The 25,096-nt window shown below is 68.7% G+C and carries 26 protein-coding genes; 18 read left to right on the top strand and 8 right to left on the bottom strand.

The features are described from left to right. Positions 1–7: 7 nt before the first annotated feature. From QSJ33_RS08065 to QSJ33_RS08050, 4 genes are all read left to right on the top strand, one after another. Complete coding sequence (locus QSJ33_RS08065; RefSeq protein WP_285724387.1) at positions 8–571, top strand: hypothetical protein; 564 nt, start codon at positions 8–10, stop codon at positions 569–571. Between the two features lie 26 nt (positions 572–597). Then, the gene (locus QSJ33_RS08060) at positions 598–4,794 is read left to right on the top strand and encodes a pilus assembly protein (RefSeq protein ID WP_285724385.1); all 4,197 of its coding nucleotides are present in this window, start codon (positions 598–600) and stop codon (positions 4,792–4,794) included. A gap of 61 nt (positions 4,795–4,855) precedes the next feature. Next, the gene (gene rsmA, locus QSJ33_RS08055) at positions 4,856–5,665 is read left to right on the top strand and encodes a 16S rRNA (adenine(1518)-N(6)/adenine(1519)-N(6))-dimethyltransferase RsmA (protein ID WP_285724383.1); all 810 of its coding nucleotides are present in this window, start codon (positions 4,856–4,858) and stop codon (positions 5,663–5,665) included. Further along, complete coding sequence (locus QSJ33_RS08050) at positions 5,662–7,377, top strand: ribonuclease J (RefSeq protein WP_285724381.1); 1,716 nt, start codon at positions 5,662–5,664, stop codon at positions 7,375–7,377. The genes rsmA and QSJ33_RS08050 overlap by 4 nt, the downstream gene beginning before the upstream one ends. Positions 7,378–7,521: 144 nt before the next feature. Here the strand turns inward: QSJ33_RS08050 and QSJ33_RS08045 are convergent, their stop codons facing one another. From QSJ33_RS08045 to QSJ33_RS08035, 3 genes are read right to left on the bottom strand one after another with little or no spacing between them, the layout of a single operon-like run. After that, positions 7,522–8,049: a hypothetical protein gene (locus tag QSJ33_RS08045; protein ID WP_285724379.1), complete on the bottom strand. Its 528-nt coding sequence runs from the start codon at positions 8,047–8,049 to the stop codon at positions 7,522–7,524. A gap of 3 nt (positions 8,050–8,052) precedes the next feature. After that, positions 8,053–8,562 carry a hypothetical protein gene (locus QSJ33_RS08040; RefSeq protein ID WP_285724377.1) on the bottom strand — a complete coding sequence of 170 codons (510 nt, stop codon included), beginning with the start codon at positions 8,560–8,562 and terminating at the stop codon, positions 8,053–8,055. After that, positions 8,559–9,173 (bottom strand): RNA polymerase sigma factor, encoded by a 615-nt coding sequence (locus tag QSJ33_RS08035; RefSeq protein WP_285724374.1) that lies wholly within the window; start codon positions 9,171–9,173, stop codon positions 8,559–8,561. The genes QSJ33_RS08040 and QSJ33_RS08035 overlap by 4 nt, the downstream gene beginning before the upstream one ends. A gap of 162 nt (positions 9,174–9,335) precedes the next feature. Here QSJ33_RS08035 and hpt point away from each other — a divergent pair, with 162 nt between their 5' ends. From hpt to holA, 3 genes are read left to right on the top strand one after another with little or no spacing between them, the layout of a single operon-like run. After that, positions 9,336–9,857, top strand: a complete 522-nt coding sequence (hpt, locus tag QSJ33_RS08030) for a hypoxanthine phosphoribosyltransferase (RefSeq protein WP_285724372.1) — start codon at positions 9,336–9,338, stop codon at positions 9,855–9,857. 19 nt (positions 9,858–9,876) lie between these two features. Further along, the gene (lptE, locus tag QSJ33_RS08025) at positions 9,877–10,434 is read left to right on the top strand and encodes an LPS assembly lipoprotein LptE (RefSeq protein ID WP_285724370.1); all 558 of its coding nucleotides are present in this window, start codon (positions 9,877–9,879) and stop codon (positions 10,432–10,434) included. Further along, positions 10,434–11,456 (top strand): DNA polymerase III subunit delta, encoded by a 1,023-nt coding sequence (gene holA, locus QSJ33_RS08020; protein WP_285724368.1) that lies wholly within the window; start codon positions 10,434–10,436, stop codon positions 11,454–11,456. The genes lptE and holA overlap by 1 nt, the downstream gene beginning before the upstream one ends. A 3-nt stretch (positions 11,457–11,459) precedes the next feature. On the opposite strand, the gene QSJ33_RS08015 is transcribed toward holA, so the two are convergent. From QSJ33_RS08015 to QSJ33_RS08005, 3 genes are all read right to left on the bottom strand, one after another. Further along, positions 11,460–11,933, bottom strand: a complete 474-nt coding sequence (locus QSJ33_RS08015) for a putative iron-sulfur cluster-binding metallochaperone (protein WP_285724366.1) — start codon at positions 11,931–11,933, stop codon at positions 11,460–11,462. 8 nt (positions 11,934–11,941) lie between these two features. Then, positions 11,942–12,295: a DsrE/DsrF/TusD sulfur relay family protein gene (locus QSJ33_RS08010; RefSeq protein WP_285724364.1), complete on the bottom strand. Its 354-nt coding sequence runs from the start codon at positions 12,293–12,295 to the stop codon at positions 11,942–11,944. A 74-nt stretch (positions 12,296–12,369) separates the two neighbouring features. Next, positions 12,370–13,650, bottom strand: a complete 1,281-nt coding sequence (locus tag QSJ33_RS08005) for a DUF5666 domain-containing protein (RefSeq protein ID WP_285724362.1) — start codon at positions 13,648–13,650, stop codon at positions 12,370–12,372. A 377-nt stretch (positions 13,651–14,027) separates the two neighbouring features. Between QSJ33_RS08005 and QSJ33_RS08000 the strand changes: the two genes are divergently transcribed. The 11 genes from QSJ33_RS08000 to flgL all read left to right on the top strand — a co-directional run bounded on the left by QSJ33_RS08000 (position 14,028) and on the right by flgL (position 22,201). Then, entirely contained in the window at positions 14,028–15,008 is a 981-nt protein-coding gene (locus tag QSJ33_RS08000) for a fumarate hydratase (protein ID WP_285724360.1), read from the top strand. 16 nt (positions 15,009–15,024) lie between these two features. Continuing rightward, positions 15,025–15,603 carry a FumA C-terminus/TtdB family hydratase beta subunit gene (locus QSJ33_RS07995; protein WP_285724358.1) on the top strand — a complete coding sequence of 193 codons (579 nt, stop codon included), beginning with the start codon at positions 15,025–15,027 and terminating at the stop codon, positions 15,601–15,603. Between the two features lie 164 nt (positions 15,604–15,767). After that, positions 15,768–16,598, top strand: coding sequence for a peptide chain release factor N(5)-glutamine methyltransferase (gene prmC, locus QSJ33_RS07990; protein ID WP_285724355.1), 831 nt, complete (start codon positions 15,768–15,770; stop codon positions 16,596–16,598). A gap of 44 nt (positions 16,599–16,642) precedes the next feature. Beyond that, positions 16,643–17,317, top strand: a complete 675-nt coding sequence (locus QSJ33_RS07985) for a flagellar basal body L-ring protein FlgH (RefSeq protein ID WP_285724353.1) — start codon at positions 16,643–16,645, stop codon at positions 17,315–17,317. 9 nt (positions 17,318–17,326) lie between these two features. Further along, positions 17,327–18,436 (top strand): flagellar basal body P-ring protein FlgI, encoded by a 1,110-nt coding sequence (locus QSJ33_RS07980; protein ID WP_285724351.1) that lies wholly within the window; start codon positions 17,327–17,329, stop codon positions 18,434–18,436. Between the two features lie 8 nt (positions 18,437–18,444). After that, positions 18,445–18,762, top strand: a complete 318-nt coding sequence (locus QSJ33_RS07975) for a rod-binding protein (protein WP_285724349.1) — start codon at positions 18,445–18,447, stop codon at positions 18,760–18,762. Between the two features lie 44 nt (positions 18,763–18,806). Then, positions 18,807–19,112 carry a flagellar biosynthesis anti-sigma factor FlgM gene (gene flgM / locus QSJ33_RS07970; RefSeq protein WP_285724347.1) on the top strand — a complete coding sequence of 102 codons (306 nt, stop codon included), beginning with the start codon at positions 18,807–18,809 and terminating at the stop codon, positions 19,110–19,112. Between the two features lie 23 nt (positions 19,113–19,135). Beyond that, complete coding sequence (locus QSJ33_RS07965) at positions 19,136–19,453, top strand: hypothetical protein (protein WP_285724345.1); 318 nt, start codon at positions 19,136–19,138, stop codon at positions 19,451–19,453. A gap of 32 nt (positions 19,454–19,485) precedes the next feature. Continuing rightward, complete coding sequence (locus tag QSJ33_RS07960; protein ID WP_285724343.1) at positions 19,486–19,782, top strand: hypothetical protein; 297 nt, start codon at positions 19,486–19,488, stop codon at positions 19,780–19,782. A 2-nt stretch (positions 19,783–19,784) separates the two neighbouring features. Further along, positions 19,785–21,263, top strand: coding sequence for a flagellar hook-associated protein FlgK (gene flgK, locus QSJ33_RS07955; protein WP_285724340.1), 1,479 nt, complete (start codon positions 19,785–19,787; stop codon positions 21,261–21,263). 20 nt (positions 21,264–21,283) lie between these two features. Then, entirely contained in the window at positions 21,284–22,201 is a 918-nt protein-coding gene (gene flgL, locus QSJ33_RS07950) for a flagellar hook-associated protein FlgL (RefSeq protein ID WP_285724338.1), read from the top strand. Here the strand turns inward: flgL and QSJ33_RS07945 are convergent. Then, positions 22,189–23,541 carry a hypothetical protein gene (locus QSJ33_RS07945; RefSeq protein WP_285724336.1) on the bottom strand — a complete coding sequence of 451 codons (1,353 nt, stop codon included), beginning with the start codon at positions 23,539–23,541 and terminating at the stop codon, positions 22,189–22,191. The two genes, flgL and QSJ33_RS07945, sit on opposite strands and share 13 nt — an antisense overlap. Beyond that, complete coding sequence (gene trmFO, locus QSJ33_RS07940) at positions 23,538–24,881, bottom strand: methylenetetrahydrofolate--tRNA-(uracil(54)-C(5))-methyltransferase (FADH(2)-oxidizing) TrmFO (RefSeq protein ID WP_285724335.1); 1,344 nt, start codon at positions 24,879–24,881, stop codon at positions 23,538–23,540. The genes QSJ33_RS07945 and trmFO overlap by 4 nt, the downstream gene beginning before the upstream one ends. Between the last annotated feature and the right edge of the window lie 215 nt (positions 24,882–25,096).

The raw sequence follows: 25,096 nt of genomic DNA, 5'->3' as shown, positions 1-25,096 counted from the left end.
ACGGACCATGACTCCTCGATCCCCACGTTCCCTTCAGCATCCCGAGGCCGGCGGCATCACCATCCTGGTGACCTTCATGCTGCTGGTGCTCCTCACCGTGGCCGCCCTGGCCCTCTCCCGGAACGCCCTGCGGGAGCTCATCGTGGCCGGCACCTCCCGGCAGGGCACCGAGGCTCGCGAGATCGCCGATTCCGGCCTCGACTACACCATCTACTGGATGATCCAGGAGAAGGAGAACCGGCCCACGGTGGATCCCAACGCCACCACCGGCTACCAGGGCCTCATCGCCGCCATGGACAAGCTGCGGAACCAGCCCGAGCTGGGCGGCCGCTACTACACCATCAACACCGACAGCTCCATGACCTACACCCCGGCCCCGGGCAAGACCGGCAGCTTCGACCTGCAGCTGCTGCGCATGGGCAAGCTCCCCATCGTCCTCACAAGCCAGATCGACGAGCGCCTCAAGCCCGACCTCTGGGCCATCCGCTCCGACGCGAACCTCACCTACAGCGGTGGCCTGAACTTCCAGAACAGCCGCGAGATGTGGGTCTCCACCACCATCAAGCAGTGAACGCACCCTCCCCTGAGAGGTCTCCCATGGCACCCATGCTGCGCCCCCTGTTCGCCCGGACCCTGGCCGCCCTCGGCTTGGCGGCCCTGCTGTCCACACCCCTTTCCGCCCAGCTGGACCCCCGGCTGCAGAAGGATCCGACGGACTTCCTGAACCTGTACCAGCAGACCAATTCGCAGACGCTGAAGCCGGAGATCGTGACGATCTTCGACTTCACGGGGTCCATGGACAGCATCATGTTCCACCCCAACTTCCCCAACGCGGATCTCACGGACAGCGACGGCGGCGCGAACATGAAGTTCAGCGTGACCTACACAGGTGGCGCCTATGTTTGCACTGCCTCCCTCTATATCAATGGGTCGACTCTGACGGCCAAGAGCAACAGCGCCACCAATCCCTTGATTCGTCCGGATGGTAGCGTGCTGACGGCCGCCAACATCGACGCGAACTATGTCGCCAGCAGCCCCGCCCTCCCGGGCGAGACGGCCAGTCCGAAATCCTCCGACGTGCGCAACTGGGTCCGGAGCCTCTCCCATGTCCGGTTCACCAAGAACGGGCGGACCCTCGACATCCCCGTGCCCTGGACCATCCTGGACGACAGCTCGATCACCCCCGGCACCAACGAGTACCGGAAGCAGTACATGGGCTATCCGCTCAAGATGACCATCCTGGATCCCAACACCGGGACCGCCCCGGGCACCGAGTACGAGATGGACACCCGGTACCGGATTCCCAGCAACACCCTGGTGAGCAGCTCCGGGACGGTCCCCCTCTCCAGCTACACCATGACCGGGGTGGTCTACCGCAACGCCTATTTCAACTGGCTCTTCAGCAGCGCCTCCGCGCCCTATGTCCCCGATGCCTCGACGACCGCGGGCGTGGCCTTCAAGAACGGCATCCCCTCCCGCACCCGCGCCTCCGCGGTGAAGGATGCCGCCATGCGGACCTGGGCCAAGTACCACGGTCAGGTGTACTGGGCCTACCGGTTCATCCACGACATCACCGACAACGTCTCCCAGGAGAACACCCACGGGACCACGGTCTACAACGATTCGCGCACCAACATGCCCAGCGGTGATCCGCGCTCCTCGTTCGTCTACGGGGGCGCCCAGCGGGGCTGGTACCTGCTGAACTCCAACTCCCTCACCGGCCTTCAGCGCCTGGCGGCCTACCAGTCCGGCGGCAACACCCCCATGACCTATGCCGTGGGCAACACCCTGGCCCAGCTCAACGATCCGAACAATGTCTTCAATGACGTGGAGACCGGGACGGACAAGCCCGTGGACTGCATGAAGCACTTCCTGATCCTGTTCACGGACGGCTTCCCGAACACGGACGGCGGGGGCGAGAACACGAACACCCCCTACCTCACCGGCACCAGCGGCACCACCTTCGACGCCAACGCCGGCAACGGGGTCATCAAGGGCAATCCGAGCCTGATGAACCCCAACAGCACCGACTGGAACCCCATGAACCTGGCGGCTGTCGCCGCGCACCTGGGGGGCGGTCGCCCGGACATCACCAATTTCATCGATCCGACGGGCGTCACCTACCCGGCTGCCGGCACCTACCCCAGCGGGGGTGGGACCTCCGTCGCCAATTGGCTTCCCTTCTACATCAAGAGCCGCGGGTCGGGAACGAACTTCACCACCTTCACCAAGCCCCATCCGATCTACACCATGACCGTGGGCCTCAGCATGGCCGGGAGCGCGTCGAACCCGAACAGCCCCAAGTACCGCCTCCTGTTGGCGGCGGCCTTCGGCGACCCGGACCGGGTGCATGCGGATGACATCACCCAGCTCAAGCCCTTCACCCTCACCAATCCCTCCGACCCGAATTCCAAGGATCCCAACAGCGTCTTCTTCTTCGACGCCGCCAACCCGCAGACGCTGGTGGACAACCTGGACGCGGCCTTCTACTCGACCGTGGCCCTCTCCAGCAACAACGCCACCTCCAAGCCCACGGTGCCCTTCGTGGGGCTGGGCCTCGCCTCGCAGATCTACCTCGGCAACTTCCAGATCCCCCTCAACGGCGGGGCCGTGTGGTCCGGGGACCTGCTGATGTTCCCGACCAAGCAGGTCAACGGGCAGACGATGATCCTGGACCAGACGGGCGCCATCGCCTCCAAGATCGACTATTCCACCGCCACCTGGACGGCTGCGGATGCCCTCTACGCCCGGGGCTGGGCCAACCGGAAGGTGTTCACGCGCCTGCCGGCCACCACGAGCGTGCCCAACCCGCCCCTGGTGCCCTTCGCCTACCGCCCCACCAGCGGTTCCACGTCCGCCTTCGACGCCATCAAGGCCTACGTGGGCCCCTCGACGATGAACGACGACGCCAAGAACAAGCTCATCGAGTTCGTCCTCGGGGCCGACACCGGCTCCACGGCGACGCCCTACCCCAGCCGCATCGCCCACCCGCCCCTCAAGACCGACACCCTCGGCATCATGGGCGACGTGATCGACAGCGCGCCCTCGGCAGTGGAATACACGCTCACGCCCGCCGTCACGAGCCAGCTCCCCACCACCCTCGCGACCGCCGCCACCAACCCGGGCGCGCGTTTCCGGGTGATCTTCGTGGGCACCAACACCGGCATGCTCCACGCCTTCGGCGAGATCAGCTGGATCGACACCACGGATCCCCTCAATCCCATCACCAAGGGGGTGGCCGATGAATTGTGGGCCTTCGTGCCCACGGACCTCCTGTCCCACCTGGACTACCTCCAGGGCATCAACCCCCACCGGTTCATGGTGGACGGGTCGCCCTATGTCTACCACCTGGACCTCGCGCCCACCGGGTCGATGCTCCCCAATGGCACCGTGGACAGCAACGAGACGGCCCGGGTGATCTTCGGGCTCCGAAAGGGCGGCCGAAGCTACTACGCCCTGGACATCCACGATCCCTTCAACCCCGCCATGGCGTGGGCGCTTTCGCCGGACGAGGTCACGGCCAATCCGGGCATCCTCGACGGGCGCATCGAGTCCTCGAACCCGGCCCTGGTCAAGACCCTCGTCCAGAACATGGGCTTCTCCTCTGCCAACCTGGCGGTGGGGCGGGTGGCCTACGGCTCGCCCGCCGTGCACCTCCGGGATGCCCTCTTCCTCGGCGGTGGCTTCAGCACCCCGCAGGTCGATGCCGCCTTCTCCAGCACCACCAAGCTGGGGCGCTCCGCCCTGGCGGTGGATGCGGCCAGCGGCAACATCCTTCAGGCCTGGGATTTCATCAACGACGGCAACTTGAGCGGCATCGCCTCGGGCATGGGCCCCGTGGGCGCCGGTGTGGTGCCCTTCGAATACTTCCTCAACAGCGGCCTCGTCCAGCGGGCCTACTTCACCGATTTCAACGGCAACCTCTGGGCCCTGGGGTCCGGGGCGAACACCAAGGCCAGCGACAACAACTACTACCGTCGCGACACCAGCAGCCTCGATGCCTGGACCCAGGACGGCACCGTGGGCGGCAAGCTCTCGCTCCGCAAGGTCTACGCAGGCACCACCAACGATTTCATCACCACCCTGCCCGCGCCCTTCCTCACCGGGAACGTGCCGACCACCGCCGGCGCCATCCCCGTGGGCATCGCCCTGGCCTCCGGCAACCGGGACAACCCCCTGGACTACAATCCCCCCGCCAGCCTCACGCAGCATGAGGTCTCCGTGCTCTTCGACAACCAGGACGCCTCGCTGGGTGCGACCGCCATCACGCCCAGCGACCTCTACGTGGTGCCTGACTCGGCGCCCGGCGTCACCCCCTCCGAGGTCATTCCCGGGAACGCCGCGTTCTACCTGGCGAACGGCAAGCGGGGCTACGTCATCCGGTTCCCCGCGAAGAGCGGCGGGTACATCCCCAAGGGCATCAACGAACCGATGGTGCTGGGCGGGGCGATGTTCTTCTCCTACTTCACCCCGACGGAATCGGACCCCTGCACCGGCGGCGGCGGCATCACGAGCTCCAACCGCATCTGCGACGTGCTCTACCCCACCTACCAGGGCAACGCCACGACCGTGAGCAACAGCTACAACGGCCCCTGTGTGGGTGGGCACATGTTCGCCTGGTCCGGCGTGGCCACCAACTTCTCCGCCCGCAGCACCGTGTCCGTGAACCAGGCCGGCGTCGTGTCCACGGGCGGGACCGGCGCCCCCGGCACCAGCCAGGTCCAGATCCAGACCATCTTCGGCCAGGTCAAGGACCGCCTGCCCCGGCCGCGCACCTGGCGCACCGTCCGCTGATCCCAGCGCAACCACCGAGGGAGGCCCGCAAGGGCCTCCTTTCGCGTGCTAGGGTGGGATGGTGCAGGACCCCTCCCCCCTTCAGCGACTCCGGCCCAAGCGGGCCTTCGGGCAGAACTTCCTGGTGAACGAAGGCGCCATCCGGACCATCGTGGATGCGGCCCTGGCTTCGCCGGCCCCGCGGTTGCTGGAGATCGGCCCCGGACCGGGCGTGCTGACGGAGCGCCTGCTGGCGGATGGGCGGCCCCTCTGGGCGGTGGACCTCGATCCCGAAGCCTGTGCCCTGCTGCGGGAGCGCTTCGCGGCCCGGCCCTCCTTCCACCTGCTCGAAGGGGATGCGGTGCGGATCGGGCTGCCGGAAGGGCCGCCCTGGTCCGTGGTGGGGAACCTCCCCTACAACGCCGCCACGCCCATCCTTGCCCGGATGCTGACGGAGGGGGTCCCCTGGGAGCGCATGGTCCTCATGTTCCAGCTGGAGGTCGCCCAGAAGCTCATGGGGGAGCCCGGCACCAAGGCGTACGGCCCGCTGTCGGTCCTGGCCCAGCTCTGCGCCCGCCTCACGCGCCTCGCCAAGCTGGGCCCGGGATCCTTCCGTCCCGCCCCCAAGGTCGATTCGGCCGTGGTGCTGTTCGAGCCGCGGGCCGAGGCACCCACCCCTTCCGAGCGGAAGGCCCTCCTCGCGGTGCTGCACCGGTCCTTCGCCCATCGGCGGAAGACCCTGGCCAACAACTGGCAGGGGGTCCTTTCAGGCGAGGCATTATCTGAAGTTGGGCTGGCTTCGGCGCTGCGCGCCGAAGTAATCACGCCTTCGGCGTGGTTGTCCGCCACACGCTCCCTGTTGATCCATCATCCTGAGGTGTTTCCAACGTGATCACGACTGTCCCCGCCTTCACCGACTGGAACCAGCCCCCGGGCCAGGACGAGCTCCGCCTGATCCCCATCGGCGGCCTGGGCGAGTTCGGCATGAACGCCCTCGTGGTCCACAGCGCCCGCAGCCTCTTCCTCGTGGACTGCGGCCAGCTCTTCCCCTCCGACGACCAGCCCGGCATCGATTCCATCGTGCCGGACTTCGCCTACCTGGAGCCCTTCGCGGGCCGCCTCCAGGCCGTGCTGCTCACCCACGGCCACGAGGACCACATCGGCGCGCTGCCCTACTTCCTGCGCCGCTGGCCCGTGCCCGTCTACGGGACGGCCTTCACCCTCGGGCTGGTGGAGGGGAAGCTGAAGGAGCACGGGCTCGACCTGGACCTCCTCCATCCGGTGCCGGATTACGGTCGGGTGGCGGTGGGGGACGGCGAGGTGGAGGCGGAGTGGATCCCCGTCACCCACAGCATCCCCGATGCCTGCGCCCTGGCCCTCCACACGCCCCAGGGGGTGCTGGTCCATTCCGGCGACTTCAAGATCGATCCCGATCCCCTCGACGGCCGCACCACCGGCATGGAGCGGCTGCGGGCGCTCGGCGACGGGGGCGTGCGGCTGCTCATGGCCGATTCCACCAACGTCCAGCGTCCCGGGCGATCGCTGCCGGAGGCCGCCTGCCGGGAGGGGCTGGATGCGGCCTTCCGCCAGACCCCGGGCCGGCTGGTGGTCACCACCTTCAGCTCCAACATCCACCGTCTCCAGCTGCTCCTGGACCTGGCCTACGAGCACGGCCGCCAGGTGGTGCTCCTGGGGCGCAGCCTGGAACGGAGCATGAACCTGGCGCGTTCCCTCAAGCGGCTGGCCCTGCCGGACGACATCCTGCTGGATGTGAAGGACGCGGCGAAGTACCCGCCTTCCGAACTCCTGGTGGTCTGCACCGGCAGCCAGGGCGAGCCCTTGAGCGGCCTGGCCCGGCTCCTGCGCCGGGAGGTGAAGGGCCTGCCCATGGAGCCGGGCGACCGCCTGCTGCTCAGTGCCCGGGCCATCCCGGGCAACGAGGTGGCCATCTCCCGCATGCTGGATGCGGCGGAACGGCTCGGCGCGGATACCTCCCTCGAGGGCCTGGGCCCGGTCCACGCTTCGGGCCACGGCCAGCGGGAAGAACTGGCGGACCTCATCCGCGCGGTGCGCCCCCGCCAGATGGTGCCCGTGCATGGGACCTACCGGAACCTCCGGGCCCACGGCGCCCTGGCGGCCTCCCTTGGCTGGGAGCCCGACCGCATCTCGCTGCTGGACGGGGGCCAGTGCCTGCGGCTGTTCCAGGACGGCCTCGTGGACCAGCCCGGGGCCGTGCCGGTGGGGAAGTGCTTCGTCCACGAGGGCGTGGACCACATGGTGGATGCCCGCGTGGTGCAGGACCGGCTCATCCTCCAGGAGGACGGCGTCGTCTTCGCCACCCTGCTGGTGGACCCGACCACGGGCGCCCTGGCCGCCGATCCCACCATCCTCAGCCGGGGGTTCGTCATGCTTTCGGACGACGAGACCTACGGCGAGCTGCTGCGGGGCGTGGCACGGAAGGCCTTCGAGGAGGCCCCCGCCGAGGTCCGACGGGACCCCGAGGCCCTCCGCGAAGCCATCCGCCAGGCCCTGCGGCGCATCATCCGCAAGACCACCCAGTCGCGGCCCCTCGTCGTCCCCGTCCTGCTGGAAGCGCCCCAGTAGCGGGGCCGTGGGCTTTCTCGGGGAAAGCAGGATCACAGAGGACACAGAAACCCGCAGAGGACACAGAGACAGGCTCCTCACGCCGTTCTCTGCCTCCTCTGTGTCCTCTGTGTTCCGCTTTGAGGCCTCGAGCGCCCAGGCGCCTCACCGTCCGCCACGGCGCAACCCGGCACCGGGACCCATGCGGTTGCCGAGGCCCATGCCGGGCCGGTTGCCCAGGCCCTGGCGCAGCACCTCCAGCATCCGGCGCTGCATCTCATCGACCTGCACGATGAGGCGGACCTGCTGGGCGGGGCTGAGACGGGACCGGATGTCATCCTCGAACTGCATCTTCAGGTTCATCTGCTGGTGACGGAGGGCCACGAACTGATCCAGGAGGGGCTTCACCCGGGCGTTCTTCTCGTCCTCGGTGCCGGGGCCCATCAGGATGTCGTTGAACTGGGTCCGCAGCTCGCGGACCTGGCGGGTCTTCTCGAAGAGTTCCCGGTCAAAGCGGGCCCAGCGATCCGCCACGGACCTGGCCTGGTCCTCGGTGAGACCGACGTTCCGCTCCAAGTGCTCCACCCGGAACTGGTAGAGCAGCCGGCCTTCGCCCTCGGGCTGGGCCTGGGCCATGGCCAGGGGCTGGACGGCCAGGATCAGGGCGGGGAGGAGGAAGGAAAGTCGGGACATGGCTTACCTCTTGGTCGCAGCGGGTTGGCGGTCCAGCCGTTCCAGCAGGGCCTTCATCTCCTCGGGGCTGAGGGATTGGAGCTGGGCGGCCTCCTCGTCCCGGTCGTGGAACGGGGCCTCGGGAACCATGACTTCGACGGTATCGGGCGGTTTCGGCATGGTGGCCTCCACCAGCGGGGTGCGATTGGCCCGGCCGGCCCAGAAGGCCCCGGCCCCCACCGCCATGAGCAGGGCGGCCGCAGCGGCCCAGAAGAGGCCCCGGGCGTGATGGGCCAGGGAGGGGCGGACGGGCAGCTTGCCCACCACCCGGCCGGGCAGCCGGTCGAAGTAGCCGGCGGGCACCAGCACGTCGGGCGTGTCCTCCTGGGCCAGGTAGATCACCCGGGCTTCCGCACAGGCGGTGCAGGTCTTCATGTGCAACTCCGCATCGGCACCCGGTTCCAGCGGATCGGCCTCGACGGCGGCGAGGGTCCGCGTGCAGCGTTCAGAGATGGGGAGGATGTCGTGGCTCACGGACGGCCCCCTTTCACATGGCGGGTGAGGCTCTGGATGGCGTGGAAGATGTGGGCCTTCACGCTGCCCACGGATGTGCCCATCTCCGCGGCGATGCGTTCGTACTTCCAGTCGTGCTGGAGCTTGAGCGTCAGGGCCTCCTTCTGGCGGCGGGGCAGCTTCGGGAGGGCCTCGTAGAGCAGGCGGCGGGCCTCCTCGTCCAGCAGGGCGGCCCCCTGGGTCTCCTCGACCCGCAGGGCGGGGTGCTCCAATCCTTCTTCTGGCATCTCCAGGCTCTCGTGGTCCCGGGCCATGCGCTCCCGGTAGTTCAGGGCCTGGCGGGTGGCGATGGTGATGAGCCAGGTCCGGAAGGACGACTCGAAACGGAAGCCCGGGAGGGCCCGGAACACCCGGATGAAGGTCTCCTGGACCACGTCATCCGCATCCTGGTGGTTCTTCACGATGGAGAAGGCCTTGCCGTAGACGTCCCGGGAGAAGAGGCGGACCAGGGAGGCGAAGGCGGCCTGGTCCCCGCCCTGGGCGGCCTCCACCCAGGCGAGCACCTCCGGCGTGTGGTACGGCGAGCCCGGATCGGGGATCCGCTCGGCGGTCTGGGGGGCCGTCTGGGGCATCGGGGGCTCGTTCAAGGCAATCGCCAGCATCATCTTAGGCTCCGGCGGGGGGATCAAGCCGGGATCCGCCGTCAATGGATGGACCCGGGATGGGGGCCTGGGGTTGAATGGAATCGAGTTAGTGTGGTCCTAGGCCCGACCCACGCCCTTCCAGGAGACCCCATGCGCGACCGCATCACCCCCCTGCTGACCGAGGAGCAGATCCGGACCCGGGTGCGGGAGATGGGGCGCAGGCTGGCCGCGGACTACGTGGGCAAGGATCTCGTGATGGTGGGCCTCCTGAACGGCGTCTTCCCCTTCTTCGCAGACCTGGCCCGGGCCACGGAACTGGACTTCGAGGTGAGCTTCATGCAGGTGGCCAGCTACGGCGGGGGCCTGGAGAGCACGGGGGAGGTCCACATCCTCAAGGACCTCGACAAATCCATCCAGGGCCGCGATGCGCTGGTGGTGGAGGACATCGTGGACACCGGCCTCACCCTGCACAAGGTCCGCAACCTCCTGCTGGACCGGGAGCCCGCCAGCCTGAGGATCTGCACCCTCCTGGACAAGCCCAGCCGCCGCAAAGTCGAAGTGCCCGTGGACTACGTCGGCTTCACCATCGAGGACCACTTCGTCGTAGGCTACGGCCTCGACTACAACGGCAAGCTCCGCAACCTCCCCTACGTCGGCGTGTTCCATCCCTAGCGCCCCTGGTGTGATCCCTGTGTCCTCTGCGTTCCGCCTTTCCGCACTGACTTTCGCCCTGCTGCTCGTCCCCGGCTGCGGGTACCGCCGGCTGGACCGGGAGCCGCACCAGGCGGCGTGGGCCCACCGGGGGGACACGATCCGGCTGGCGCGGTTCCGGAACCTCACGCCGAAGCTGGGACTGGAGGACCGGTTCACCAAGGCCCTGGAAAGCCGCGTGGTCGCGGCCAGCCCCTGGAAGCTGGTGGGCCCCGGGGAACCCTCGCGCTGGGTGCTCCAGGGCACCCTTGAGAAGTACGAGTCCCGGCCCCTTGGCCTCACCCTCGGGAACGGGATCGAGCAGAAGAGCGCCGGCACCGCCACCCGCGTCGAGGTGAAGGTGGTGGCCAGCGTGGAGCTGCTGGATGGGCAGACCGGCGCCGTGGTGCTCTCCCGGCGGGGCCTCACCTTCTCGAACCAGTACCGGGTGGACCAGAATTTCGCCAGTTTCGACAACCGCGAGCTTCAGGTGCTCGACAGCCTGGCGGACGACTTCGCGGAGAGTTTCCTCACCCAGCTCCTGGAGGGCACGGACTGATGGCCGCGCCGCACGCCTGGCTGGAGCATGGCTTCGCCCTCGTCCACGGCGAGGATGGCGATGGGCGCCGCGAGGCGGTGGACGCCTGGAAGCGCCGCCACGTGGATCCCGAGTGGGCGGATTTCTCGCTGACGATCTGCGGGGAGGGCTGTCCCTGGCCCGAGGTCATGGCGGCCCTGCAGGAGGCCGCGCCCTTCGGGGCCGAGGCCCGCTGTGTGGTGGTGCCCGCCGCGGACAACCTGTTCACCCGGGCCAAGGAGCTGCCGGGCGCCGTGAAGGCGCTGCTGGAGAAGCCGCCCCAGGGCGTGAAGCTCCTACTGGTGGCCTGGACCACGCTCCCGGCGGCCCCCGGCAAGGCCCTGGGGGCCAAGCCCTGGACAGACTGGAGCAAGGCGGGGCGGATCCTCCGGGTCGGCGCCCTCGAAGTGACCGAGATCCCGGCCTTCATCGAAGGCGAAGCCCGGCGCCTCGGGCTCTCGCTCCAGGGGGCCGCGGCCAGCCTGCTGGCCCAGCGCCAGGGCGGCCAGCCAGGCCTCCTCAAGCGGGCCCTGGAGGTCCTGGATCTCCTGGCCGAGGACCGCAAGGTCACCGAAGCCATGGTGGACCAGGTCACCTTCCGTCTGGCCGAGCAGAAGGCCTTTGCCTGGTCAGGGGCCTGGCAGAAGGGGGATGCGGCCGGGGCCCTGAAAGCGCTCCGCCTGGCCCTGGAGGATGGGGACGAGCCCTTGATGCTCCTGGGCCAGGCCCGGCGCGAGGTGGATCGCCTGCTGCGGCTGGCCGAGGCGGAGGCGGCCGGGTGCAAGGGGGCGGAACTGATGGCGGCCCTGGGCCTGTCCCCCCGCCAGGCCTTCCTCCTGGACGGCTACCGGGGGACCCTGGACCGCCTGAAACCCAAGGGACTGAAGGGGCTCCTCGCCCGACTCAACCAGTGCGAGCGGGACCTCAAGGGCATGGCTCTGTCCCGGAGCGAGGCCCCGCTGCTGGATCTGACCCTGGCCCTCTGCCGGGCCTGGGGCCGTTGAGGCTCAACCCCGCCGCTGGATGGCCCCGGCCACCTTCAGCACGTCCCCCAGGCAGCAGGCGCCGGAGGGGTTCTCCACGTCGCACCGGCAGCGACCTTCCTTCACTGCGGCACGGATCTCCTCCACGGCGTCCAGGCGGCCAGTGGCCTGCCAATCGGCCCGCAGGCTCTCGGCGCTGTGGCCGAAGCAGTAGCAGAGGGGTCGCGGCGCTTCCGTCTCCTTGAGTCCCACCCGCACGCGGAGCTGGTCCTTGCGGTAGGTTCCGGCCGGGCCGAAGTATACGAGGTCGCAGGCGGGACTGGCGCAGAACCGCCAGGGGCCCCGGGGCACTTCGCTGGCCCAGCGGGGGGCCAGGAGGGCCCGCAGGGTGGGCGTCCCGACCACCCGGCCCGCCCCGCCGCACCCCGGGCAGGGGGCGGCCTCCGCCGCCGGCACTTCGCCGCAACAGTCGCAGCGGGGTTGGCCCGGCTCGCCCATGGGGCCCCCTAGAACACCAGCACCTGGTCCGCCCCCAGGGTCCAGTCGGTCAGCTCCTCCAGGGTGCTCCGGCGGCAGCCTTCGGCAAGCTCGGCCTCGGCGATCCCGCGGGCGTCCATGCAGGTGCCGCAGACGCCCACCTGCCCGTGGCGCGTGGTGACGCCCTTCAGCATCCGCTCCAGGTTGTAGAAACCCTCAGGGGTCTTCTGGCCCCGCTTGGCACAGGCCGCGGCGTCGCCCATGAGGAACACGCGGACCTCCGTACCCTCGCGCTTGGCCGTGGCCCCCGCCAGGCGCAGGCCGTTGTAGCTGCGCTCGGTGCCGTAGGGCGGATCGTTGAGGATGAACAAGACCTGGCGCACGGGGTCTCCACGCAGGGCCCCAGGATACCGCCCCGCCGCAGGGGAGCACGCGACGGGGCGGGCCGAACCCGGTGTCAGGGCAGGGCGATCCAGCTGGCGACCAGCCGGTAGGTCCCGGCGTCGTCGAAGAGGAGCCCCCGGACCACCACACCATTGCCGTTGGCGAGGGTGGTCAGGCCATGGAGCTGGGTCCCCGTCTGCTGGTAGACCTGCAGGGTGGTGGTGCCGGTGAGGGTCGCGAAGGCGGCATCCGGGGGCAGCGTCAGGGTGAAGGTGGCCTGGGATCCGTTGGCGGTGTATCCGGAGGCCGTACCGTGGAATCCCTGCTGTTCCAGGCGGAGCTGGCTGGCGGTGAGGGATCCGGTGCCACCCATCATGCCCCCCCCCATCATCCCGCCGCCGCTGACCACCTGGACCCGCTGGCCCTTGGCGAGGCTCGTGGGCCCGAAGGCGGGCGTGAAGGGCAGGGCCGTGAGATCCATGCCATCGGTATCCATGCTGTAGGGCGTCGAGGCGGGGATGGCCACGGTGAGGGTCCCGCCGATGGAGGAGGCCATCATCCCGCCCCCCTGGCCGGCGTTCGCCACCATCGTGAGCTGGGTGGGCGGGTTGCCCGTGATGGCGGTGACCAGGCCGCCGCCCATCATGCCGGTGGTTCCGGACCCCATGGATTCCACGCGCTGGGCCAGGTAGGTGCCGTCTGCCTGCAGGGCCGCGTCCACACCGACCAGCATGCCGGTCGACATCGAGCCCATGCCGGTGAAGCCTGTCCCCGCGAACTGCGTGCTGCTGTTCGTGGTAAAGGTGGCCGTCTGCATCCCCATCATCGAGCCCATCGTGAACTGGGATCCCGAGATGCTCGAAACGGCGCCGAGCCGCTGCTGCATGGTGCCCTGCCACGGGTTCATCCCGGTCCCGGGGGCCGATGCCATGGCGGCGGTGAGGGTCGGCGTGAGGGTGACATTCCCGGAGCCGTCAATGGATACCGACGACCCCATGTTCATGTCGACATTCAGGGCCATGGGTGAGGTGCCCACAGTCATGGCGGGACTGAACGGCACAGTGGCGGAGTACGGACCGGGCATCGTCTTCTGGGTGTAGGTGTGCGACACGGGATCCAGGTAGCCCAGGGCGACCGCGGAGAAGGTGACCGTGGCCTGGGTGTAGGTGCCCTGAGGCACGGCCACGGAGGAGATGGGCTGCACCGTGGCCATCAGCTGCATCATTTCCATGGGGGAGGCCGTGGGCAGCACACTCACGGTGTCCCCCGTCGAGCTCGTCAGCGTGATGGTGTTGACCGTCATCCCGAAGGTCATGATCCAGTCGGCGGGGGCGTCGCCCAGGCTGACCTGCATCGGGGTTGTGCCCGCAGCGGGCTTGGGGGGCGCCGGGGTCGTACCGGGGCTGGAGCTGCTCCCTCCGCACCCGAGGATGACCAGTCCTGCTGCCAACAGGGCTGTACGTGAAACGATCCGGTTCATGACACGGGACTGCATGTGGAGACTCCCAGGTGGCCGCAAGACTCGAAATTGGGTCCATGTTTCAACCTGTCCGAACATACAGTCGCCCTGCCTGAGGGCCAGGGGCAATCGCTCCACCGGGGGCTGAATGTGAGAAGGGTCACGTCCCGTGGATCTTCTTTCCACCTCCCTGTCTGCTGAACCGGGCATTGATCACTTGAGCGTGAGCTTCCGCGAGCGGATCATGAGGTCCGGTGTCCTGCGGAGGGTCCATGTCCGAGTGCGTCATTCCCACCCTCACCACGGCCGACGTGGTGCAATCCAAGTCCGTGCTGCCCCAGGGGTGGAAGGCGGATCTGGCGAACCTGAAGGGGCTCGACCTCACGCTGCCCGTGCTGGAGCTGCTCCGCCGCACCACCAGCCGTCTCCCCCAGGACGTGATCGATGCCCTGGTGAAGGGCCGCGACGCGGAGGAGGAGGGCAGCCGGGCCTTCAACACGCTGAACGACATGGTGCGCAACATCATCCTCGCCGACGGCCACGTCACGCCACTCTGCCAGGACACGGGCTCCATCATCTTCTGGGTGCGCCATCCCTTCGGCCTCAGCCAGCGGGCGGCCAAGCAGCAGCTCCGCGCCGCGGTGGTGGATGCCACCAAGCGGTCCTGGCTGCGCCCGAACTGCGTGGAGTCCCTCAGCGGCAAGAACACCGGCACCAACATGGATCCCTTCCACGAGCACCACCCGGCCGTCCACTTCGAGGAGTGGGACCGGCCTGAAATCGCGATCTCCGTCATGCAGAAGGGCGGGGGCTGCGAGAACGTGGGCGCCCAGTACCGCCTGCCGGACGCCGCGCTGGGCGCGGGCCGGGACATCAAGGGCGTGCGCAAGTGCATCATCGACGCCGTGGTAAAGGCGCAGGGCCAGGGCTGCAGCCCGGGCATCCTCGGCGTGGCCATCGGCGGCGACCGCGTCACCGGCTACGAGAAGAGCAAGGAACTGATCCTCCGCAAGCTCGGCACCCCGAACCCCGATCCGAAGATGGACGCCTTCGAGAAGGAGGTCACCAACGACCTCAACACCCTGGGCATCGGGCCAATGGGCTACGGCGGCAACACCACCGTGCTGGGCGTGATGGCGGAGGAGATGTACCGCCACCCGGCCAGCTTCTACGTGAGCATCAGCTACATGTGCTGGAGCAGCCGCCGGGGCACACTGACCCTCAAGCCCAGCGGCGAAGTGTCCTTCGATTGATCGCGACGAGGCTCCCATGATCCGTCTCACCACCCCCATCACCGAAGACCAGATCCGCCAGCTCAAGGTCGGCGACGAGGTGCTGCTCAACGGCCGCGTCGTCCTCAGCCGCGACATGGGCCACAAGTACATGAAGGAGCAGAAGCCCGAGTGGCTGAAGCCCATCCTCGAAAACATGGTCATCTACCACTGCGGGCCGGTCGTGAAGAAGCACGAGGACGGCCACTACAGCTTCGTGGCCGCTGGGCCCACCACCTCCATCCGGGAGGAGCCCTACCAGGCCGACGTCATCGAGACCTACAAGGTCCGCGGCGTCATCGGCAAGGGCGGCATGGGCAAGAAGACCAGCGAGGGCCTGCAGAAGACCGGCGCCGTCTACCTCCACGCCACCGGCGGGGCCGGCAGCCTGCTGGCCGAGCGCTGCAAGCGCGTGGTGGACGTGAAGATGCTGGAGGAGTTCGGCAGCCCCGAGGCCTTCTGGATCATCGAGGTGGAGGACTTCCCCCTGGTGGTCACCATGGACAGCCACGGGGGCAGCCTCCACGAGATCGTGCTGGCCGAGAGCCAGGCCCGGGCCAAGGCCCTGATGGGATGATGTTTCCCCGGGGGTCCCCCTCGCGACGCATGCGTCGCGAGGATCGAGCGTCGTGCTGCGCACACACCCCCGGAACCCCCACGCCGTGTCCTGGCCGGAGCCAGGCCTCGGCTTGGCCAGAATCGAAGTTTGGGGGCTGCCTCTTCCCGCGATAACCTGGAGGGATGGTCCAGACCTACCTCCAGCTCCGCCTCGACCTGGCCTCTTCCCTGGCGGTCTTCCTCGATCCGGAGGAGGCCCACGCCGAGAGCATCCGCTGGTTCGAGGACGGGTTGGGCCGCTCCCGGAGCTGGATGGCCGCCCACGGGAGTGACCCCGTCCCGGACGCCGTGCGACGCCAGGTGGGCGCCTGGGTCCGCCGCCGCCGCACCGGGGAACCCTGGGCCTACATCCTGGGCTGGACCCTCTTCCGGGATCGCCGCTTCCGGGTGACCCCCGACACCCTGATCCCCCGTCCCGAGACGGAACTCCTGGTGGAAGCGGCCCTGGACGTGGGCCGGCGTCTCGGGGTGGACCGCTGCGTGGACGTGGGCACCGGGAGCGGCATCATCGCCATCAGCCTGGCCCTGGAGACGGACTGGACGGTGGCGGCCACTGAGATCAGCCCCGGGGCCCTGGCCGTGGCCCGGACGAACGCATCCGACCTGGGGGCCGAGGTGGCCTTCCTGCCCGGGAGCCTGTTGGCTCCCGTGGCGGAGCCCCTGGGCCTGGTGGTGGCGAACCTGCCCTACGTGGATCCTGCGGACCGGCCGACCCTCCAGCGGGAACTCGCCTTCGAACCGGAATCCGCCCTCTTCGCGCCCGACCGGGGCCTGCAGCTCTCCACGGACCTCCTCACCCAGGCCCGGACCCGGAAGGCCCCGGCCTGCCTCCTGGAGATCGGGGCCGGCCAGGGGGGCGAACTGTGCCGCCGGGCCCTGGGCATGGGATGGCGCAAGTCCATGGTCCATCAGGACATGGCTGGCCATGACCGGGTCCTGATCACCCTCGACTGAGGACTTGGCATCCTCCTCGCCCTTCCCCGGTGTGGAGGTGCGTGATGCGGAAAATGCTGCCTATTGCCCTGGTCCTGTTCGGGGTCGGCTGCTCCCTTCCCAAGCGCCATGACGTGAACCTGGTGAAGAAGCCCGCCATCCCCTACGTGGAGGAGGCGCCGCCCATGCAGCCCCTGAGCGAGGGCAGCCTCTGGCGCGACCGCACCCTGATCGGGGACCTCCGCGCGGCCCACGTGAACGACCTGGTCACCCTCCGCATCGCCGAGAGCACCAACGCCATCAGCAAGGCGGACGTCACCACCAAGCGGGATGGCAGCAACAAGCTGAACAGCCCCACCCTCTTCGGGACCCTGGCTGGATTCGGCATCGGCGGCGGCGGGAGCACCGACCGCACCACGGCCACCACGAACAAGTACGCCGGCACAGGCACCACGGGCCGAAGTGCCGTCTTCACCACGGTGGTGACGGCCCGGGTGGTGAAGGTGCTGAACAACGGCAACCTGATCTTCGAGGGTTTCCGGGACATCCAGCTGAACAACGAGACCCAGCGGCTCTACGTGGCCGGGATGCTGGACCCCCAGCGGCTCGACACCGCCAATTCCATCGCGTCCGGTCAGGTGGCCGAGCTGCGCATTGGCTACGGCGGCGAGGGCGTGGTGGACGAGACCCTCAAGCCCGGCTACATCAGCCGCCTGCTCAACTACATCTGGCCCTTCTAGGAGGCTTCCATGCGCGTCGCGGCCCTGTTCCTGGCGACCCTGGCCCTGGTGGGCGCCGATACGATCAAGTCCGACAAGCGGGTGGAGGCCCGCCTGAAGGAGGTGGCCCAGCTCCAGGGGGTCCGGGGCAACCAGCTCCTGGGCTATGGGATGGTGGTCGGCCTCGACGGCACGGGCGACAAGGACCAGACCAAGTTCACGGTCCAGTCCCTCACGAACCTCATGGCCCGCCAGGGGCTCACCATCAATCCCGCCTCGGTGAAGGTGAAGAACGTGGCCGCGGTCATGGTGACGGCGGAGCTCCCGCCCTTCGCCCGGTCCGGGTCGCGCATGGACGTGACCGTCTCCAGCACCGGCGATGCCAAGTCCCTGGCCGGAGGCGTGCTGCTGATGACGCCGCTCCAGGGGCCCGACGGCCAGATCTACGCCGTGGCCCAGGGCTCGCTGCTGGTGGGCGGGTTCGCCGCCGCGGCTGGCGGGGCGTCCGTGACGAAGAACAATCCCAACGTGGGCCGTGTGCCTGATGGGGCGCTCATCGAGCGGGAGGTGGGCGGCAACTTCAATGCCCGGACCACCCTCCGCTACAACCTGCAGGAAGAGGACTTCACCACCGCCATGCGGGTGGTCCATGCCATCAACCAGGAGCTGGGCGAGAACGCGGCCCAGCCCCTGGATGGACGCACCGTGGACGTGCAGATCCCGAAGGCCCTCCAGGGCCACGCGGTGGAACTGGTGGCCCGGCTCGAGAACCTGCGGGTGGAGCTGCAGCCCGTCGCCCGGGTGGTGGTGAACGAGCGCACCGGGACCGTGATCCTGGGGGCCGACGTGAAGATCGGGGCCGTGAGCATCGTCCAGGGCGGGCTGAGCATCGTCGTCAGCTCCACGCCCCTGGTGAGCCAGCCCGCGCCCTTCAGCCAGGGCAAGACCGTCACCGCCACCAAGACGGACGTGACCGTCAAGGAGGACAAGCCCAAGACCGTGTCCGTGGAACCAGGGGTGAGCGTGGGCAAGCTGGCGGAAATGCTGAATAGCATGGGCGTGAGCTCCCGGGATCTGGTGGCCATCCTCCAGGCGATCAAGGAAGCGGGTGCCCTCCAGGCCGAGCTGAGGGTCCTGTGAGCGGCCTGGTGTCCCTTCCCGCGGTGGACGCCGCAACCCTGGGCCAGGGGGCGGAGAGGGTGCCCCCGGCCTCGGACAAGACCAAGGAGGCCGCCCAGCAGTTCGAGGGGTTGCTCATGGGTCTCCTCTTCCAGGCCATGCGGAAGACCGTCCAGTCCTCCGGGCTCCTCGGGGATTCGGGGCACTCCCGATCCACCTACGAGTATCTGATGGACCAGGCCGTGGCCAACAAGGCCGCCGCCTCCGGCAAGGGCTGGGGCCTTGCGGAACGCCTGGAGGAGGCGTGGTCCCGGGGCAAGGAGACCAAACCACCCGTCCAGGGCTGAAGATTCCGGGCAAACTGCCGATACGCATTCATGTCGAGGTGAACATGCGCATCGGTGGCAAGACCGGCAGTGTCGGCGGGACCCAGGGGACCAGCGGCCCCAAGGCATCGCCCTCCCCGGCCGTCGGCTCCACATCCGGTCCGGCCCCCGTCTCGGATGCCTTCCAGGTCTCCTCCTCCGCCCGGCTGGTGGCCGTGGCCCAGGAAGTGCTGGCGGTGACCCCGGACATCCGGACCGAGAAGGTGGAAGCCATCAAGAACCAGATGGATGCGGACGCCTACCACCCCGATGGAGAGGCAGTGGCCGAGGGGCTCATCCGAGAGCACCTGGCGGGGGGCTCCAACCCCTAGCCTGAGGCCCCCGTCGTGAGGTGATGATCAGTCCCCTGACCCAGCGCCAGATCCTCCAGACCGCCTCGGTCGAGGCCGCCCGTCTGGCCGTGGACGGTCAGGCCCAGATCCAGCAGGAGCAGGCGCGCAGGCAGGCCTTCGACGCGAAGCTGGCGGAGGCCATGCTGGACGTGGCCGATGTCGAAGAGACCGATGTCCTCCGACTCACCGAGCGGGAGGGTCGCGGCCGCCAGCCGGGGCATGGTGCGGGCGCGGATGACGACGCGGCGGAGCACGCGGAGGCCTTGATGTCCCAGGACTCGGCAGAGGGTGCCGGGCCTCACCTGGACCTGTTGGCCTGAGCCTTGCCGAAGGTCCCAGGAGGAGGCCCATCATGCTGCATGCCGTGCCCGACCTTCTGGACGCCCTGGAAGCCCGGTTGATCGCCGGGGACGACCCCATGGGCCTGCTCTCCTCCATCCGGTGGTCCGAGCTGGTGGGCTGGCCCGAGGACCGCGAAGGGGCCCAGGCCCTCCAGCGGAAGGTGGCCTCCATCCAGGCCCTGGTGAACGGGCTCCAGGCCCCCCTGCGCGCGACCCTCATGGGCCTGGCGGGCGACCGGGGCTACGGGCGGGACGGGCAGGTCGCCGGCGGCCCGGTCCTGGCTCCCCGCATGTACGGGAGGATCTAGCCATGCCGGGACTCAATGCGGGGCTCTTCGTCGGACTGTCCGGGCTCCAGGCCCAGCAGTCGGCCCTCAACGTGGTGGGCAACAACATCGCCAATGTCAATACGCCCAGCTACTCCAGGCAGCGGGCGGACCTTTCGGCCTCCCAGGCCCTGAATGCCGGCGGGGTGTACTTCGGGACCGGCGTCAGCCTCAACGATGTGCAGGGGATCCGGAACCAGTTCCTGGATCTCCAGATCTACCGGGAGACGGCCCGGGAATCAGGCGCCTCGGACCGCTATGCCGGGTTGAGCGCCGTGGCCTCGACGCTCGGGGATTCCACCAGCACCGGCCTGGCGGCCCAGATCCAGTCCTTCTTCCAGGGGTTCCAGAACCTCGCGGCGCAGCCGGAGAACGCCTCCCTGCGGACCAACCTCATCGGACAGGCCCAGGCCATGATCACGGGCATGCAGAGCCAGTACCGGGTGATTGACGGCCAGCGGAACACGGCGGACCTCTCCGTGAAGAACCTCGTGAACGAGGTGAACACCCTCACAGGCCAGATCGCCCAGCTCAACGAGACCATCGGTACCGAGATCACCCCGGGTTCCCGCAACGATGCGCGGGACCAGCGCACGGCCCTGACGAACCAGCTCTCGCAGCTGGTGGGCATCAATGTCACCGAGGGCTCCCACGGGGAGTACCAGATCACCCTCGATTCGGGGGCCGCCGCCCTGGTGAGCGGGAACACCTCGTACCAGCTCAGCACCAGCCCCGATCCGGCCCTGGACGGCCACCTCCGGGTGGATTCGACCATGGGCGGCACTGTGGTGGACGTGACCTCCAAGATCGGCGAGGGCTCCCTGGGAGCCCAGCTGGATCTGCGGGACAACCTGCTGCCCGCCTACCAGCGCCAGCTCGACCAGCTGGCCGCCGGCATCGCCGGCCAGGTGAACCTGCTGCACCGCACCGGCTATGCCGCCGACGGCGTCACCACGGGCACGGACTTCTTCCAGACCAGCGTGGCCAATGGCGCCAACGGCCTGCCGACGATCATCACCGCGGCTTCGGACTACAAGGGCATGGTCAATGCGCTCTCCGTCAACGCGGCGGTGGTGGCCAACCCTGGCCTGATCGCCGCGGCCGGAGTGGCCGGGGCCGTGGGCGACAACACCAACGCCAACGCCCTGGCCAACCTCCAGTTCGCCTCGGGCACGGTGGATACCAATGGCGACGGGACGGGGGATTCGGGCCCCTACAGCAGCGTCGCCGCCAGCCTCGTGGGCGACGTGGGAACGAAGGTCCAGTCCCTCAATGCCCAGTCCACCACCCAGCAGAACCTCGTGACCGCCCTGAAGTCCCAGAGGGACAGCATTTCGGGGGTGGATCTCAACGAAGAGGCTGCGTCCATGATGACCCTCCAGCAGGGCTACCAGGCCTCGGGTCGTTTCCTGACCGTCATCAACCAGCTCATGGATCAGCTGGTGAACAACTTCGGCCGATAAGGCCGGGGAAGGGGTAGACCATGTCCATCCGCATGCCCAGCAGCATCCAGACGCGCCAGATGCTTCTCGGCCTCCAGCGCACCCAGGAACGTCTGGCCCAGAACTCGCTGCGGGTCAGCTCGGGCCTGCGCCTCACCAACCCGGGGGATGACCCCGCCGCCGCCGCGTCGGTACTGGATCTCGGAACCTCCCTCCAGGCCAACGGCCAGTTCCAGAAGCAGGTGGATTCGGCGATGACCTTCCTGAGCTCGGCCGAGAATGTCGTGAGCTCCTCCCTGGATTCCATCTCCAACCTGACCCAGCTGGCCCAGCAGGGGCTCAGCGGCGCGACCGGGGCGAACGGCCGGGCGGCCATCGCCACCGAAGTCGACAGCATCCGCACTAACCTGATCGCCCTCGCGAACACCAGGGTCCAGGGGAAGTACCTCTTCTCCGGCACCATGACCCAGACCCAGCCCTTCACGCCCCCCGCCAGCGGGGCCACCACCTACAACGGCAATTCCGCGAGCATCAACCTCGACGTGTCAGTCGGGACCTCGGTGGCGACCAACCTCACGGGCGACAAGCTCTACTACACCTCCGATGGAGGCACGCCCCCCGCCACCATCGACCTCTTCCAGGTGACCGCCAGCCTCCGCGACGGGCTCGCTTCCAACAACACCGCGCAGATCCAGGCGGCCTACGACAACCTCCAGCACTTTGTGGGTACCTTCAGCCAAGCGCAGACCGACCTTGGCGGTCGGCAGGCGGGCCTGACGTCCCTCAAATCCATCCTCTCCGGGTTCAACCTGAACCTCCAGGATCAGCAGAACAACCTGCAGGACACGAACTATCCCGACACCCTCACCCAGATCTCCAGCGACACGACGGTCCAGTCCGCCACGTTGAGCACCATGGCGAAGACCAACCAGCAGAGCCTGTTCAACTACCTGGGCTGAGCCAGCGGGACCGAGGCCAGCGGCAGCCACCAGCGGTGTTCCTGCCCGCCCAGGAGGAAAGCACCCGAATCGGGCACGAGCCCGCCGTCGCCGGTCGGCATGGAGATGACGGCGGGGGGACCGAGCCGGGGCCAGGCCGAGGCCCACGCGAACCCCTGCATGGAGGGGGTGCCCGGCTTCCATCGGTAGAGACGGTCCAGTCCACCCTTCACGTACGGCTCCCAGGTCTCCCGCAGGGAGGGGGTTGGCGCAGCCGGGGCCCCGGGCGGGGCTTCAGGGCTCCCGGGAACGGTCGCTGGCGCCGCCACGACGGGCTCGGGAACAGGGAGGCCCGGGACGGAGGCGTCCAGGGGCGACCCGGTGAAGTCCGGCGCCACAGGCGCGAACCACAGGGCACCCTGGGCATCCGCACCCAGGAGGTGGAGGAGCGCGGCGTCCCGGGCATGGGTTCCGGCCACCAGGGTGGAGAGGTCCTGGGGCCCCGAGGGCCTGCCGTCGGCACCCACCTGGATCAGCTGGCCCGGTTCGGGTTGCCACCAGTACGAATCCCCGGTGTGGGCGAGACTGCCCCCATCGGCTCCGAACCCCAGCGGGGAACGGGTCGGGGCGGGAGTCTGGCTCCAGGTGCCGCCCCTCCAGGCGGAAAGGCCTGTGGCATCGGTGGCCAGGAAGTCGCCCTGGCCCATGGCCAGCAGATCCGTGAAGCCGGTGGAGCCAGGGGGAAGGTCGACCCGGGTCGGGGACGGGCCGGCCAGGGAGCTGCCGTCCTTTCCGGTGAGCCGGAGGATCTGGACAGGGGCGCCTGGCCCGAACAGGAAGGCGGTTCGTGCCTCAGGGGATAGGACCAGCCGGCTCCCGGGTCCGCGGAAGGTCCACTGGATGGCGCCCTTCTCGAGGTTCCAGGCCACCACCAGCGGATCCTCCCCGGGCGGGGAGATCCGATAGAGCAGCAGGAGCAGCCGGCCGGGGAGGTAGGCGGCGTCCTGCAGCTCGGCGAAATGGAAGAGGTTCTCCGGGATGCCGGCGGGACGCACCAGGGTCAGGGTCGCCTGCAGGTGCCCATCCACGAAGAGGAAGGCCTGTTGCCGGTTCGATTGCGTCAACACCTGCGCCACCGCCGCCCGGCCAGGCAGGGGTCGCGACCAGCGCAGGCTCCGGATGGGGATCTCGGACGGCTGGAACTCGATGAGCTGCCCCTGGCCGGCGGCCTGGACGAGGAAGGGCGGGCGATCCCCGCCTTCGGGTGGAGGCCCTGCGGGCCCTCGTCTCAGGAACCATCCCGCCCCGAGGCCAAGGGTCACCAGGAGGAATGCGAGCGCTGGGAGCAGGATGCGCTTCATGCGGGGGCTCCGGAGGTGAGGTGCCGTTCAAGGGCCTGGAGGGCCCGGGCGCGATGGGCCTCGCCTTTGGCCACCTTCACGGCGCGGGTGCCCCCGGAGCGCTTGAGGCCGCGGAGATCCACGGCGCCCTCGGGCAGGGCCGGCAGGAGGCCGATCATGGCGTTCGTGGGACCGAACTCCGAGGGCGCGGCGTGGGCCAGGTAGTGGAGCAGGCTGCCGAGCATGGTCTCCCGGGGGAAGGGCGCCGGGGGCAGCTCCCTAGCTGAGCGGTCCATGGCGAAGGCGGCCGCAAGCCCGGCCGCTGCGGACTCGAGATAGCCTTCCACGCCGGAGAGCTGCCCCGCGATCCAGAGACAGGGAACATTTTTGACAGCCAATGTCGCATCAAGGACGGCCGGAGCCTGGATGTAGGTGTTGCGGTGGATGCTGCCGAAGCGGACGAATTCGGCGGATTCCAGGCCGGGGATCAGGTGGAACACTTCCCGCTGGGCACTCCATTTCAGCCGGGTCTGGAAGCCCACCAGGTTGTAGAGGTCCCCGGCGACGGTGTCCTGGCGAAGTTGGACCACGGCGTGGGGCCACCGGCCGGTGCGCGGATCGTCCAGTCCCACGGGCTTCATCGGGCCATGGCGCAGGGTCTCGCGACCACGATCGGCCATGACCTCGATGGGCAGGCAGGCCTCGAAATAGGGGGTGTCGAAGTCGTGGAGCGGCGCCCGCTCGGCGGCGAGCAGGGCGTCGAGGAACCGCTCGTACTGGGCCTGGTCGAGGGGGCAGTTGATGAAGTCGGCTCCGCCCTTGTCGTACCGGGAGGCCAGCCAGGCGATGTCCATGTCGATGGATTCGCGCTCGACGATCGGCGCGATGGCATCGTAGAAGTGGAGCCGATCTGCGCCGGTGATGCGGGAGAGCCAGTCGGCAAGCGGCTCGGCCGTGAGGGGGCCCGTGGCGATCAGCGTAGGTCCGGCGAGGTCGGGCGATTCCACCAGGGACGCGTCCCACTGGATGTTCGGATGGGTGCGCAGGGCTTCGGTGACTGAGACGGAGAAGGCCTCCCGGTCCACGGCGAGGCTGTTCCCGGCGGGGACGCGCGTGGCCTCCGCGCAGCACAGGACAAGGGAATTCATCCGGCGCATCTCGGCCTTGAGGATGCCCGTGGCGGAGTGGGCGTCGTCGCTCTTGAAGGAGTTGGAGCAGACCATCTCGGCCGCGCGATCCGTGAGATGGGCCGGGGTCTGCCACCGCGGCCGCATCTCGGAGAGCCGCACCCGGTGGCCCCGCTCGGCCAGCTGCCAGGCCGCTTCCGAGCCAGCCAGGCCCGCACCGATGACGTGGATCACGCTCCCTCCAGATGGGGAATTCTACCTGTCCGCGGCCCCGGGAATTTTTCCGCTTGCTTTGCGTCCGAGGTGCGCTATTCTGGCTGTCCTGCGCAGTTGAGGCTGCGGGGAGCCAGGGAGACCTGGGGGCGTCTTTGAAAACCGGATAGGGAGATAGGAAGCCTTTGAGGATTTTCCGTATTGTCTTAGGACGGTGCGGGGGATCGAGATAAACG

It is taken from the genome of Geothrix rubra (genome assembly GCF_030268065.1).
Lineage (GTDB): Bacteria > Acidobacteriota > Holophagae > Holophagales > Holophagaceae > Geothrix > Geothrix rubra.
The sequence above is the reverse complement of the archived record's forward strand: the minus strand, read 5'-3'. Positions and strand labels throughout refer to the sequence as shown.